Annotated in this window: 14 protein-coding genes; 7 read left to right on the top strand and 7 right to left on the bottom strand. The window is 41.4% G+C overall.

The genetic code is table 11. The annotated features are described in order from the left end of the window. The first annotated feature begins 64 nt into the window (after nt 1–64). Complete coding sequence (locus MHI20_RS11505) at nt 65–856, top strand: SDR family oxidoreductase (protein ID WP_340938443.1); 792 nt, start codon at nt 65–67, stop codon at nt 854–856. A gap of 15 nt (nt 857–871) precedes the next feature. Here MHI20_RS11505 and MHI20_RS11500 read toward each other — a convergent pair whose 3' ends face one another. From MHI20_RS11500 to MHI20_RS11475, 6 genes are all read right to left on the bottom strand, one after another. After that, nucleotides 872–2,065, bottom strand: coding sequence for an aminotransferase class I/II-fold pyridoxal phosphate-dependent enzyme (locus tag MHI20_RS11500; RefSeq protein WP_414642640.1), 1,194 nt, complete (start codon nt 2,063–2,065; stop codon nt 872–874). 17 nt (nt 2,066–2,082) lie between these two features. Continuing rightward, complete coding sequence (locus MHI20_RS11495) at nt 2,083–3,504, bottom strand: ATP-grasp domain-containing protein (RefSeq protein WP_284725827.1); 1,422 nt, start codon at nt 3,502–3,504, stop codon at nt 2,083–2,085. A gap of 15 nt (nt 3,505–3,519) precedes the next feature. Further along, nucleotides 3,520–4,281: an SDR family NAD(P)-dependent oxidoreductase gene (locus tag MHI20_RS11490; protein ID WP_008343608.1), complete on the bottom strand. Its 762-nt coding sequence runs from the start codon at nt 4,279–4,281 to the stop codon at nt 3,520–3,522. After that, nucleotides 4,278–4,985 (bottom strand): cupin domain-containing protein, encoded by a 708-nt coding sequence (locus tag MHI20_RS11485; RefSeq protein ID WP_340938429.1) that lies wholly within the window; start codon nt 4,983–4,985, stop codon nt 4,278–4,280. The genes MHI20_RS11490 and MHI20_RS11485 overlap by 4 nt, the downstream gene beginning before the upstream one ends. A 1-nt stretch (nt 4,986) precedes the next feature. Further along, complete coding sequence (locus MHI20_RS11480) at nt 4,987–5,592, bottom strand: bacilysin biosynthesis protein BacA (RefSeq protein ID WP_017368256.1); 606 nt, start codon at nt 5,590–5,592, stop codon at nt 4,987–4,989. A gap of 149 nt (nt 5,593–5,741) precedes the next feature. Further along, nucleotides 5,742–6,974 (bottom strand): MFS transporter, encoded by a 1,233-nt coding sequence (locus tag MHI20_RS11475; protein ID WP_340938424.1) that lies wholly within the window; start codon nt 6,972–6,974, stop codon nt 5,742–5,744. A 145-nt stretch (nt 6,975–7,119) separates the two neighbouring features. Here MHI20_RS11475 and MHI20_RS11470 point away from each other — a divergent pair, with 145 nt between their 5' ends. Together MHI20_RS11470 and MHI20_RS11465 are read left to right on the top strand one after the other, a co-directional pair. Beyond that, nucleotides 7,120–7,599, top strand: a complete 480-nt coding sequence (locus MHI20_RS11470; RefSeq protein ID WP_099727986.1) for an Lrp/AsnC family transcriptional regulator — start codon at nt 7,120–7,122, stop codon at nt 7,597–7,599. An 84-nt stretch (nt 7,600–7,683) separates the two neighbouring features. Next, entirely contained in the window at nt 7,684–8,652 is a 969-nt protein-coding gene (locus MHI20_RS11465; protein ID WP_340938412.1) for an alpha/beta hydrolase family protein, read from the top strand. 416 nt (nt 8,653–9,068) lie between these two features. Here MHI20_RS11465 and hemQ read toward each other — a convergent pair whose 3' ends face one another. After that, nucleotides 9,069–9,839: a hydrogen peroxide-dependent heme synthase gene (hemQ, locus tag MHI20_RS11460; protein WP_024719459.1), complete on the bottom strand. Its 771-nt coding sequence runs from the start codon at nt 9,837–9,839 to the stop codon at nt 9,069–9,071. A gap of 239 nt (nt 9,840–10,078) precedes the next feature. On the opposite strand from hemQ, the gene pta reads away from it, so the two are divergent. The 4 genes from pta (at nt 10,079) to MHI20_RS11440 (ending at nt 13,595) form a co-directional block, all read left to right on the top strand. Continuing rightward, nucleotides 10,079–11,050, top strand: a complete 972-nt coding sequence (gene pta, locus MHI20_RS11455) for a phosphate acetyltransferase (protein ID WP_008343597.1) — start codon at nt 10,079–10,081, stop codon at nt 11,048–11,050. 181 nt (nt 11,051–11,231) lie between these two features. Then, nucleotides 11,232–11,630 carry a YwqH-like family protein gene (locus MHI20_RS11450; protein WP_045033888.1) on the top strand — a complete coding sequence of 133 codons (399 nt, stop codon included), beginning with the start codon at nt 11,232–11,234 and terminating at the stop codon, nt 11,628–11,630. Nucleotides 11,631–11,634: 4 nt separating this feature from the next. Then, entirely contained in the window at nt 11,635–11,913 is a 279-nt protein-coding gene (locus tag MHI20_RS11445; protein WP_008343583.1) for a YwqI/YxiC family protein, read from the top strand. Nucleotides 11,914–11,924: 11 nt separating this feature from the next. After that, nucleotides 11,925–13,595 (top strand): T7SS effector LXG polymorphic toxin, encoded by a 1,671-nt coding sequence (locus MHI20_RS11440; RefSeq protein ID WP_159145207.1) that lies wholly within the window; start codon nt 11,925–11,927, stop codon nt 13,593–13,595. Nucleotides 13,596–13,604: the final 9 nt, after the last annotated feature.

Below are 13,604 nucleotides of genomic sequence, written 5' to 3'. Positions count from 1 at the left end.
TCTTTTTTTGTTGAAATACATTCTGTATGTGTCATTTTATGTATATTGATGAAAAGGGATGTGGATGAGTTTGTCTAAAAGAATTGCATTTGTAACAGGGGCAAGTACAGGCATTGGAAAGGCAATCGCAATAAAACTTGCCGCCCAGAGCGATATGAAGGTGATCATCAACTCTAGAAATATGGCCTCACTTGAACAGACGAAACAGCACATTCAAGATATGATAGAAACAAAGGAACCGCTGTCTCTATTCTGTGGAGATATGTCGGTTGAAGCGGTGAGGTCGGAAACCTTTGAAGAAATAGAAAAGGAGTTTGGCAGACTCGATGTGCTGATCAATAACATTCCAGGAGGAAAACCAGATACATTTGATTCATGTGAACCTGACCAGATGCTGGCTGCTTTCTCCCAAAAAGCCATCGCCTACGTAGATACAATGAAGCGTGCAGTAGCATTGATGAAAAGACATGAATATGGACGGATCATTCAAATTGTCGGGAACCTGTGGAAGGAACCTGGTGAACAAATGTTTACGAATAGTATGATGAATGCAGCGATTATTAATGCCAGTAAAAATGCAGCCACACAGCTTGCGTCGTCTAGTATTACGGTAAATTGTTTAAATCCAGGTTTTATTGCAACCGATCGGTATGAACAATTTATCGGCAATATGATGACGAAGCAGGGAGTGTCACGAGAGCAGGCTGTACAAGCTGTCGCATCAGGTATCCCAATGCAAAGAGTAGGCTCAGCGAGTGAGATGGCGTCATTGGCAGCTTTTATGGCATCAGAGGAAGCTTCTTATATCACAGGCCAACAAATCTCCGTAGACGGTGGAACGATGAAAAGTATATAAACTGAAAAAAACCCGCTATAGGCGGGTTTTTTGATGAAATCGAATGGGGAGGATGGACAGACGGTCGATAAAGAGAGCAAGCTCTTCAATCGGAGCAACCATGGAAATGCGTACATGACGGCTTCCATTGGCTCCAAATACTCCTCCAGGCGTGACGACAACATCGGCATGTTCGAGTAAATAGTCAGCAAAGGCATGAGAATGTTCAAAGTCATCAGGAATCGGAGCCCATAAATAAAAGGCGCCGGGTGGACGTTTGATTGTCCAGCCAAGCTTTCTCGCCGCTTGCCGGATGAAGAAATTGATTCGTTCAAGGTATATCGCTCTTAATGATTGAATATGACAGTCATCACTTTGCAAGGCAGCAGTCGCTGCATGTTGAAATCCGCCATACATACTGACAAACACGTGGTCTTGGAAGGTATTGATGGCATGAATGATCTCCTCATTTCCAACAGCAAAAGCGACTCTCCATCCTGCCATATTAAAAGTCTTTGATAGAGAATATAATTCGACTCCTACACTTTTCCCGAGAGGAGTATTCATGAAGCTCACGGGTGTTTGTTCATAATGAAATGACCCATAGGCGAAATCATGAATAACATACAGCTCGTGAGCGGCGGCAAAGGTAGCAGCCTCTTCAAAAAATGCCTCATTTGCGACAGCACCCGTGGGGTTATTCGGATAATTCAAGAACAGTACTTTTGCTTTTTTGACTACATCACGATCAATTGAGGAGAGATCTGGTAAATAGCCATTTTTCTCTTCAAGTTTGATACTGTATGGCTGGGCGTCCGCCATCAAAATGCCTGAATGATATTCAGGGTATCCTGGATCGGGAACGAGTGCGATATCTCCTGGATCAAGCAGACACTGACTCATGACATACAGTCCCGTTTTTCCGCCAGTGAAAAGAGCAATTTCCTTCTGCGGATCAATCTCAGCACCGAATTCCAATCTGTAAAAATCTGCAATGGCTTGTTTGAAAAAGTCAAAGCCTCTAAAAGGGGCATATTGTTGAAATGGCAAAACACCCGCTGACTCCTTTAGGGCACTCACGATATGGGGAGGAGTTGGTAGATCAGGGTTTCCCTGACCTAGATTCATGATGTTTGCTCCGTTTTTTGTCTTTTGAGCAATTTTTTCAAAGACGGTGCCGAATTTTTGTTCAGGCAGCCGTTCAATCATTTTAGATGCTAACATTTTCACCACAGCAGCCTCTCTTTCTATCCCTTCACTAATTCATCCATTAACTGAATCGTTGCCTGTTTCTGAATGTTGCGGATGGACGCGGCAACGTCTTGTGAGGATGATCCTTTTAATTCAAGAGATACGATTCCATTAAAAGCTTCAAATAAGGCAAGATCCACCATAGTCCCTTTGGTAGGGAATGATTGATTGACAATTGCAGTATCTCCAACGAATGCCTCCTCTGGAATAGACACATGATCAATGGTGATATGTGTGGCTTCAGGTGGGATAAGCCCACTCTCTTTAAAATGCTGGGGGTACAGGTGGCAGTCCGCTACATAAAATGTATGTCCAGAAAGCAGCTGTTTTGGCAGTACAGCCTTTTTACCATCAACTAATACATCAATCAATAGCTTGGCCATATCGACGCCAAAGACCTTTTTAATATTCGGGATCATATTCCAGCCAGCGAATCGAGCCGCTGATTCGATCAATCCAGTTTCTCGATTTTTCATGAGTTTGATTTCTGTATGGGTTGCACAATGTTCAAGACCTAGTCCTTCATTTGCCTTTCTTGCTGCTTCAATGATGATTTGCTTTGCTTCATTGTCTAAGATCGTCGGAGTGATATGAGCCGTTTCTGTAAAACCGATTTGAGGGGTTTTATCATGTATGACAAAAGGGAGATATTCGCCCTCTACGACCAGCCCTTCTACACTGACATAATCAGCATATCCTTCATCTTCATACCAATCTTCGTAAGCACCCTCTAAATACGTTTCAGCGACAAACGGTGCTTCATACGTGACAGCGTCTGGGACTGGTATGGTTTCCAAATACGATTGTACTTGTAAAAACAGATCATCACTTCCAGCCTTATCATGAAACAAGGTGACGCCAATAGAACTGGCTAAATATGTAGGCTTTAAAATGAGCGGTGTTCCGATAGACTCAATGGCTTTTTGGAAATCAGATAAAGTCGTGACAGGCTGAGTTTTCACCGCTTTGACGCCAGAGGCGTTGAATGCAGCCCTCATTTGGCTTTTATCACGCGCCATTTCGGCTGCCTTGACACCGGCACCTCGCAGCCCAAGACGTTCAGCGGCCTTTGCCATCGGTGCAATGAATAATTCATTATTGGTGGTGATTGCATCTGCTTTGAAAAAGGAAGCCACTCGAATGAAGTCTTCCACAACTTCTTCTTCTGATTTTGGATAATCATCATGTGCCCAGTAAATAGAATCAGGGTGTTCAAAAGAAGGGTGTGTATCAAAATAATCACGGTCTTTGATGACCGCAATGGAGTATTTTTCGATTAGCTCGGCATGTCCCTTTGTAATCGCAAAGGGTCTCGGGATATAAGAAACGATATGATACGATGCCGCCACGCTTTCATAAAACATATGGGGCGGGCACCCACCTAGATCAGCAATGACAAGTACAGTTTTTTTACTCAATGAAAGCACTCCTTTTTATCTAGCGGTGTAACCTCCGTCTGCTGTGACGACACTTCCAGTCATATAGCTGGATAGATCAGAGGCGAGAAAGAGCATCACGCCAGCAATTTCTTCAGGTTTTCCAAGCCGCAGCATAGGGTTCACCTTTGCCTTTTCCTTTTTGACGATCTCGAGACTTTCTGTGTGGTTGTCTAAAAAGGACTTCTCGTTTAATGGTGTATCAATGATGCCAGGGGCAATACAATTCACCCTGATTTGATGAGCGGCATAGTCAATGGCCATTGATTTGGTGAGCTGAATGACACCGCCTTTTGTTGCATTGTATGCCGGAATGTCAGGCCAGCCCACAAGACCTCCGACAGATCCGGTATTGATAATACTTCCACTCTTCTTTTCAAGCATATGCGGCAAAGTATGCTTACTCATGAGAAAGACGCCGGTCAGGTTGACCTGAAGAATACGATGCCAATCCTCCAGTGCCATCTCATGAATAGGTGAGACAATTTCGATGCCTGCATTGTTAATGAGGACATCAATGGCACCGAATCGGCTCAGCACGCTCTGAACGGTTTGGTGACAGTCAGACTCCTTCGTAATATCTGTTTTAAAAAATGCAAGGTGCTCATGCGGCAATGATTCAATTAGTTGGTTGCCGCTGCTTTCATTGATGTCAGCGACAGCTACTTTTGCTCCATGCTCGAGGAAGAGCTTGACAGCAGCAAGCCCAATCCCCGACGCACCCCCTGTAATGAGGACAACTTTTCCATCCAGCTTCATTTCTTCACCTTAGATGCCTTTGGTTTTAAGCGATTATAGCGAGGAGGGAAGAAGAGATTAATAGACTTTGATGCTTCTGGCTTTGGGTTGATGGCCCCATGATCTTCCCGTTGATCACAGAAATAGGTGGTGCCAAATTCCATCCTTTCTGTAAAGCCTTCGATTGTCATATCATACCCTCCACTGATGCAAATGCCGATTTGTTCATTTCTATGTTTATGAAAAGGCATTTCTCCGCCGTTTCCAGGGATATTGGCAATCATCAGCTCCATCCAATCCTCCACAAAAAAAGTCACTTCCATGCCAGGGAGTAAATCCCGTGTTTTGAAAATGTCTAAGAAATAAGTGGGGGGAGCTGTATATTCTTCATTATCCTTTAATCTCTTAATATCAATGGCGATCACTTCTTCATCTGTCAGATTTGAAGCGCCGTGAGGGACAAACGGTGGTGCGATATAGGCTGATTCTAATGGGGTGAGCAGTTGAGTCGATTGGCCGACAGTCATTTGAAGCTCGCCCTTTAACACAATACCGATTTGTGCTTCGGGATGTTCGTGAGGTTCAATAATCGTGCGGGGAGGGACGTATGAAATTAACACTTCCGTACCGCCTCTTACAGTGGAATATTGGATAACGCCATTATCCCATTCTAATTTTTTCGCTTGAGGAAAATACCGTTCTTGCGTCTTTTGTTCAGTTTGCATCTTATATCTCTCCTTTTCCGAATATGGACCAGCTCATGGGTATACTTTTAAACGTTCGAATGAAGATGAGACCATATGTGGCTCTTGCCACCTCATTCGTTAAAGCAAAATCAAATTCGCCGTCTCTTACTTTCTGCGCGGCAGTACTTGTAGAATTAACAAGTTCAAATTCAGCATTTTGGTGAATGAAATATTGAATTAAATTGACAGGTGCAGGATGTGAGACAATTTTTAATTGGTGGAGCATTTGTTCATTGAATGGGAAATCAGGTCTGACAGCCAAACCATACATGGGCGTGTCACATCTGAAAATTTGTAAAAGCTGTAGATCTGGTCTCATGTAGAAGTGTTTGATGCCTTCATATGCGTGTGGAACGAGAGTAAATTGAAGTGGTTGAGAGAGAGTATGTTCAATGCAAGTTTCGAATGTGTCATAAAGGGATAGTTTCGTATGAGTGCCGAGTGTAGTGGTGGATTGAGAGATGAAATGTTTTGCTGCGTATTCACTGCTTGTCCCCTTAGGGCCTAGAGTATTGACTGTAAACATCTTAGGTGAAGGGCTTGGCTCTTCTTTGAAATGAAACACATCATCATTCTTTAGGATCATGTTTACCATCCAATCTTTTTCAAATTTTTACTAGATTATAAAATTTAAAATTGGTAATTGTCAACAAATTTTATAAAAAATGTAATATATGATGATATTAAAAATTGATCTAAAAAACTGCACATATCGAGATGTGCAGTGAAATGTGCTTACGTTTCAAGAGTAGTTGGCTGTTTTTTCTGTAAGGCGCGTTCTCGTTTATAGCTGACGAAGCTGATGATAAAACCAACAAGTGTGATCAATGCACAGACAAGACCTACCGTATGATATCCGAAATGGACATAAACGGGTCCCATCAGTGCGGAACCGAGCATAACAGCAAGGTTGGAGGCCAGGCTGTAAAAAGCCATCACTTTCCCGCGATGGGTTTGAGAGCAGTCGCTTAGAACGGTGCTTAGAAGCGTGACAGATAAGCTTTGCATAGCACCCCAAATAAATAGGGCGAAAATCAGCAACATCCACGAGAATGGCGCATAAGGAAGCAAGGCTAGAACAAGCGCAATTCCACCCAGCACAAAGACAAGGGAACGGGTTTTACCGAACCAGTCTGCTAATTTTCCAGTAAACATACTCATAGAAAAGCCGACGCCATAAGCCATAATAAGAAGTCCAGCTGTTGATTGTCCGCCATCAAACAGACTTTGCAAATAAGCACCTAAAAACGAGTACATGCCGTAAAATCCAAGCATATTGCAAAACGTCACAGTCAAATAGGCAGGCACACGATTGATTTTCAAAGCTCCCCATAAAGCGCCTGTTTTCTCTCTAGCATGAGGTGCCTTCGGATCAGCTGCTCTGACTTGTTTTCTTGATTCAAGGATGACAAGCAGCAGGACAATGAGACTCATCATAGCGAAGATCCAAAACGTCCAGCGCCAGTTTAAACTCTGGCCGATAAAGGCGCCAATGGGCACACCAAGGACAAGAGAAAGAGACCAGCTCGATACAATGAGTCCCATCACTTTGCCGCGATATTCGTATGGAACCCGGTCGCCCACAAGAGCATAGGCTGTTGGCACAAATACACCAGTTGCCAGCCCTGAAATAGCACGGCCTGCAAAAAACACGGCCAAATTTGGAGCAGCAGCACACATCACTGTTCCAATCAAAAAGAAAGACAGCCCAATCATCAAACACAGCTCTCTTGAATATCGATCCCCTAAAGGAACGAGCAGCGGAGCTCCAACCAGCACAGCTAACCCATAAATGCTGATGGAAAGAGCGAGAACATCAAGAGAGTGCTGAAAGGAGTTTGATAAATCAGGCAGCAGTGGTGAAATCACCAGTTCCTCCGATCCCGCCGCAAAAACGCCAAGTGTGAGTGCAATGGCAAGTGTGATGGGAAATGTTTTAGAAGCCTGGCTGTCTAAAGATTCTTTCATCAAGTGATCCCTCCATACTTGCTTTTTCATTCAATTCCGTTAAAATAAATTCTACCATTATTTAGTTTTATTTTACATTTCGTATCATAAGTATCGTCATAAAATACTTTTCAAATGGAACGATTTTGGGATAGGAGCGTAACGAATGAAAATCACCGATGTGGATGTGCATATTTTAAACGAATTGAGAGAAGATGCCCGCTTATCAATGAGAGAATTGTCCAAACGAGTGAATTTATCAGCACCTGCGGTAGCAGAAAGAGTGCGAAAACTAGAGGATGCAGGGATTATCGAAGGGTATTCTGTTCAAGTCAATTATAAAAAGCTGGGTCTGATGATAGACTGTTTACTGGAAGTCACCGTATTAAATGGGGAGTATCAGCGTTTTGTGACATTTATGAACCAGCATCCACGTGCGTTCTTTGCTTATCGAGTGGCAGGACAGTCCTGTTTTTTCATTAAGCTGTCTGTTTCTTCTCTTGAAGAAATTGAAGCGTTTATTCAAGATGTGTCTGGCTTTACAAAAACGGTCTCTCATATTGTTTTATCAGAGCATTCCTTTACCCATCCGGTACAGGAACGTGTGAAACAAATAGAAGAGCCAGAAATGACCGTGGTGAAATAGAAAAAGGACCTGCCCTCAGGTCCTTTTTCCTCTATACTAAAATATTCGTATAGTAATCATTTGTGATTAAAGGAGTTAATTCTTTTGAAGCTTTTAAAAGTAATAGATTACGCAGCAATAATGGATATGCACAGAACAAGAAGCAAAGAAAGTCACTATAATCATTTGCCTATAGACGTAGGTAACAGGGATCGTTTTTTTAGTGCTCAGCCTATTGATTTACAATTTCACATCAACAACCATACAGCAAACTTAGAAAGTGGAATATTTTCCTTTCATTCAAGCATCAAATCTGGTGAAGATAAGAATGACAAGGTTTCTGGGGAAGTGTTTTTACGAAAAGAGTCAAAGCACAAACCCAATGTAATCTTTGTACATGGATGGAGAATGGATTCATACGACAGAATCAAGAAGATTTTTCACGATAAAATTGTTAAAAATTATGATTGGAATATGTATTACTACACGCTGCCTTATCATTTCAATAGGGAACCACAAAATTCAACATATTCTGGTGAACACATGATTAGCGCCAATATAAGTCGAACAGTGCAATCCTCCCAGCAAGCTATTGTTGAACTTAGAGGGCTGATTAAATGGATCAAGGAAAATGAAGGTGGAGAAATAATTTTAGTTGGTATTAGTTTAGGAGGGTGGCTAACAAACTTATTAGCAACAGTCGAGAAAGATGTGAATATTGTTGTATCAGCTTTTTATGCGAATAATATTGCGCATTCCATCTGGAACACTCTTCCTGGGAAGTATATACGAAGAGATCTGGAGGAACATGGAACAACGTATGAAGAACTCGACAAAGCTTGGGATATTATGAATCCTAGTAAAGCAAAACTTCTCGTAGACAAAGAAAATGTACTCTTAATATCAGGAAAATATGACATGTATATCGACATAAACGATGCTGATACTCTGTGGAATAGCTGGAATCAACCTCAAAGGCACATATACAGTTGTGGGCATGCGGGAATTGTACTATCTAGAAATAGAATAGCAGCCGACACACTTCAATTTATTGAAAGTAGGCTAAAGAAATAAAATGATGTTCATCCTAACAGCATTGTTGTGGGCCATGAGTTTAGTTTTGTTTCTTACTTATCCTGAAAATGAAAAACAAGATGGGACAGTTTTATTGGTTTTTTGGGGGGATTTGTTGGTTTAAGTGTAATTTTATCTTATTACTTGGAGGGTTCATATAGCCAGCTACAACTGATCCACTACAAGACATCATCGATTGGATATTATGGAACAGCTTATGCAATCATGATTATGGTACATGAAGATCATCTGCGACATTTGGTAAAAGCCCCATGATCACAAATTCAGTCATGCCAATCGAAAACGCACCGAGCGTTAACGCAAAAATAGCGATGGGGAAGTTTTTCATGATGAGATCACCTTTCTAAACAAATACATAAAAAGGCTTCGGAGAGATCCGAAGCCTTAAGAGTTTATCATACATGGAAATAAGACGCTAGTTGCTCGTTTGCTAATCGGTTTCCAACAAAGAAGGAACCAAATTCGCCGTAACGTGCACTTACTTCATCAAATCGCATTTCGTAAACCAATTTTTTAAATTGAAGCACATCATCAGAGAAAAGAGTGACGCCCCACTCATAATCATCAAAGCCAACAGAACCTGTAATGATCTGTTTTACTTTCCCAGCATAGCTTCTGCCAATTAAGCCATGGCTTCTCATAAGGGATTTGCGCTCATCCATTGAAAGCATGTACCAGTTGTCATTACCAGAACGTCTTTTATCCATTGGATAGAAACAGACATATTGAGAAGAAGGAAGCTCAGGATAGAGGCGCGCACGTACATGCGGGTTCTCGTAAGGGTCTCCGCCATCTCCGCCTCCTGCCAAGTAGTTGCTGAGTTCAACAACTGACACGTAAGAATAAGCTGGAATCGTAAACTCTGCTAGTCGTGTCTTATTGAATTCAAGTTCAATTTCACCTAGTTCTTCCATGGTCGGACGTAAAATCATGAGCATAATATCTGCTTTTTGGCCGACAATACTATAGATTGTTTGGCTTCCAGCCTGATTGTGCTCGGCTGTTTTCCATTTTTCTAATAGACCTGTGAACTCATGAATGATGGCTTGACGCTCATCGCTTGTCAGCAACTTCCAAGCTGTCCAGTCGATCGTTCTAAAATCATGCAGTGCATACCAGCCATCTAGTGTTTGAGCTGCTTCATTTGTTGTATGTTGTTCGCTCATTTCTTTCACTCCTATTTACAGTTTTCCATCTGTTCCAACTATAACATAGTTTGTCCAAATGAAGATGTGATCAAAACTTGAACGACGAAAACGCTTTTCTAGAAATTGATTTAATTAGTTTGAAAAATAAGAATTTAAATTGTAAGCGCTATAATGTAAGTTGGTAGTTTGAATTTATGTAGAAGAAGAGTATGCTTAAAAGAGAACGCTTTTTTTGTAAAATCAAGGAGGGTATTGAAGTGGCAGATATTTTTTCAACAGTTCAGGAAAAGGTTGCAGGTAAAGGAGTTAAGATCGTTTTTCCTGAGGGAATGGACGAACGCATTCTAACAGCCGTTCAAAAACTAGCAGATGGCAAAGTATTGCAGCCAATTGTTGTAGGTAAGAAAGAAGAAGTAGAAGCAAAAGCAAAAGAATTAGGTCTTACACTTGATGGTGTTGACGTGTATGATCCTCATACATATGAAGGTTTTGAAGATCTTGTACAAGCTTTCGTCGAAAGACGTAAAGGCAAAGCGACAGAAGAGCAAGCGAGAAAAGCATTACTGGATGAAAACTACTTTGGTACAATGCTTGTGTATAAAGGTCTTGCAGACGGCCTTGTAAGCGGAGCAGCACACTCAACTGCTGATACAGTGCGCCCAGCACTTCAAATCATTAAAACAAAAGAAGGCGTAAAGAAAACTTCTGGCGTCTTCATTATGGCTCGCGGCGAAGAGCAATATGTGTTTGCTGATTGTGCGATCAACATTGCACCAGACAGCCAAGATCTTGCTGAAATTGCGATCGAAAGTGCAAACACAGCAAAAATGTTTGACATCGAACCACGTGTAGCAATGCTTAGCTTCTCTACAAAAGGTTCAGCAAAATCAGACGAAACAGACAAAGTATCTGAAGCGGTTCGCATTGCAAAAGAAAAAGCACCTGAGCTTGTTCTTGATGGAGAGTTCCAATTCGATGCAGCTTTCGTTCCTTCAGTGGCAGCGAAAAAAGCACCAGATTCCGTCATCAAAGGCGATGCTAGCGTATTTGTTTTCCCTAGCCTTGAAGCTGGAAACATTGGCTACAAAATTGCCCAGCGCTTAGGTAACTTTGAAGCTGTAGGTCCAATCCTACAAGGTCTAAATCAGCCAGTAAACGATCTTTCAAGAGGCTGTAATGCCGAAGACGTTTACAATCTTGCGCTTATCACAGCAGCTCAAGCACTATAATATAATCATCCAAGAAGCTAGCTTCGTGTCAAAACGAAGCTAGCTTTTTTTATGTGAATTAGGTATAAAAACCCAATACATACGATTCATTTTTTATTGAATTCGTTTTCAATCATATGCCTCTTGTGCTAGTAAATGGTAACATAACGGAGGACTATTTGAGGAATAGAGGTGTTTGACGATGTCTGGAGCTATCATCGGTTATACAACAGCCTTGTATTCGTTAAAGGCAGACATATCCATAAAAAAAGAACAAATCATAGAACTGAACATGTGTCGAAAAGAAATCAAAGAAGCAAAGTCTGCTCTGGCAGATGCTAACAAGAAAATGACTCATCCAGATCTGACATCACATACATGGTTTGGCCATCTCGCAGATACGTTTGATGACATTCGAGACGAGATGGCATCCGCCAGTGAAGACATAAAAAGTGTACAGCTGACCAATCTATTGAATCGAATTGATGAGAAAATCAGCGACTTAAAATCAGAGATCCATTCATTAGAACATGAAATTCATTCGGTTGAAAGAAAAATAGAGAAAGAAAAGCAGAAACAATTGGAAGAAAAAAGAGGGTAGTCACATGAGCAGAGAAATTAAAATAGATGCCAGTCAGGTCAAACGAGTATTACAGCATGCAAAACAATCAGGCGCTCAAATGAATGCAACACTGCCAACAACCATCAAAGGAAGAAATCAGCTCCTGACGGCAGACACATTAGAAAAAATCAATCAGCAGCTGAACGAATTAAGTACATCCTATATAGACATTCTTCAGAAACAACTTGTACAAACAGAACAAGCGGTGAACACCATGATCGAAACGGACAAGGCGCTTGCTTCCAGCAGTAAAAGAAAATAAAGGAGAACGCAATGAAAACCCTTGATGCTTTTGCGCTAATAAACGGAATTGACCAAACGCTGAATACATTAAAGCAGCAATCACAACAGATTAGCTCCATAGAAAAACAAATCCAACAGATCATCTCACTTGATGGCGCACTAAAGGGAGAGGCGGGACAAGCCATCCGCTCCTTTTATACAGAATGCCATATTCCCTTCCTGCAATTTTTTCAGGTTGTCATTGAGGAATACAGCTCTGCGCTCAAACAAACAAAGCAGGCGCTTCATACACTTGAATCAAATCAGCACGGCTTTATATCACAAGCATTTATTGAACACGAACTTGATCAAGGCTTAAAAAAAGCGGAGCGAGCGATTTCTGACATTGTTTCAAATGTGAGCCAGGCGATCGGCAGGGTCAGTCATATCGTTCACTTACCTCATGTAGACGAGTCTGCTTTTCAACAGAGCTATCAAAAAGCGTGGCTTGAGACATCCAGAACCATTGGACTGCTCCATGCCTTTGACAGAGAACAAACAAGTGCTATGAATGAAACAACAAGTGCATTGCAAACAATGAAGCAATACATCAACACGTTAAGCACCATGTTCACTGGTCCAAAAATCGACATCACGAGCTATCAAAAAGGGTCTATTTTCAAAAATGGAAAAGAAGAAAAAATAAGCAGCACGATCAGCGGATTGAATGACAAAATAGACAACCCGAAAGACAATCCGATGATGATCATGCTGAAGAAATTGAATGAGAAAGAACAGGCGAATGTGGATACGGTGGTTCATAGGGGCACCCTCCGAAACGTCAACAAGCAAGTCAAAGCAAACGATCCATTGCTTACGACATTACAAAAAGAAGCTGTGAGCGGGAAAAGTAAGATTCATAGAGACATCAGGGTCGTAAATGGTAAACTATATAACGTAAAAGGCATCAAAAAGCTAAAAGAATTCGACATCGCCGATGAAGTCGTCACAGATCCGTCGGACATTGATTTTATAGGCGGGAGATACACTGTTTACGCCAATAAACAAATCATTCGAACGTATATCGCAAACGGCGAAGTAAGAATAGAAGAAGTCGACAACATCCCAGAAAGCCGCAGCCGCGGAAATGCCAAACGCATACTAGACGGTGAGGTCGTCTCAACCGCCGAAAACATCATTTTAGAATACAGCGGCATCTACGACGGCTACCGAGCCGTTACTGGTAAAGACCCAGAAACCAGCAAAAATATTAGCAGCACCGACCAAGCCCTATCCGCAGCCTCTATTATCCCATTTATGAAAATCATTAAAGGCGGGAAATATGTTTTTAAGATTGATCAAGGGAAGAATGTGGTGAAGAGGGTTGAGAAGACAAGAAAGGGTACGGGTGAACTGATTAAATTCAAAGGTGATGAAGCTATTATTCATTTTGAAAAGCATAGTAAAGAGATAATGGGTGCAATGGGCAAAAACAAATACAATATCAAAAATTATCTTGAAGATGCAAATCACCTTATTCAAAAGGGACAATATGTACCAGAACTGAATGGATATGTAAGAATTGTTGGTGGAAAGGGAAGTGCAAAATACGGATTTGTTGGGCTCGATAGAAAAACAGGAAATATCACCACATTTCATATAAAATCGGTTAAAGAACTTTCTAAAAAAGCACCAAGTTTAGGGATAAAAACAAAGAAGTAAAAAAAGGGT

The organism is Bacillus sp. FSL K6-1106, assembly GCF_038005245.1.
Taxonomy (GTDB): Bacteria; Bacillota; Bacilli; order Bacillales; family Bacillaceae; genus Bacillus; species Bacillus altitudinis.
This window is presented reverse-complemented; position numbering and strand designations above follow the sequence as displayed.

What these genes read in the sequence shown, in the direction of transcription:
- MHI20_RS11470 (WP_099727986.1), top strand. Translation starts at nt 7,120, where the DNA reads ATGAAAATCACCGATGTGGATGTGCATATTTTAAACGAATTGAGAGAA.
- MHI20_RS11445 (WP_008343583.1), top strand. Translation starts at nt 11,635, where the DNA reads ATGAGCAGAGAAATTAAAATAGATGCCAGTCAGGTCAAACGAGTATTA.
- MHI20_RS11490 (WP_008343608.1), bottom strand. Translation starts at nt 4,281, where the DNA reads ATGAAGCTGGATGGAAAAGTTGTCCTCATTACAGGGGGTGCGTCGGGG.
- MHI20_RS11505 (WP_340938443.1), top strand. Translation starts at nt 65, where the DNA reads ATGAGTTTGTCTAAAAGAATTGCATTTGTAACAGGGGCAAGTACAGGC.
- MHI20_RS11440 (WP_159145207.1), top strand. Translation starts at nt 11,925, where the DNA reads ATGAAAACCCTTGATGCTTTTGCGCTAATAAACGGAATTGACCAAACG.
- MHI20_RS11475 (WP_340938424.1), bottom strand. Translation starts at nt 6,974, where the DNA reads ATGAAAGAATCTTTAGACAGCCAGGCTTCTAAAACATTTCCCATCACA.
- MHI20_RS11480 (WP_017368256.1), bottom strand. Translation starts at nt 5,592, where the DNA reads ATGATCCTAAAGAATGATGATGTGTTTCATTTCAAAGAAGAGCCAAGC.
- MHI20_RS11485 (WP_340938429.1), bottom strand. Translation starts at nt 4,985, where the DNA reads ATGCAAACTGAACAAAAGACGCAAGAACGGTATTTTCCTCAAGCGAAA.
- hemQ (WP_024719459.1), bottom strand. Translation starts at nt 9,839, where the DNA reads ATGAGCGAACAACATACAACAAATGAAGCAGCTCAAACACTAGATGGC.
- MHI20_RS11450 (WP_045033888.1), top strand. Translation starts at nt 11,232, where the DNA reads ATGTCTGGAGCTATCATCGGTTATACAACAGCCTTGTATTCGTTAAAG.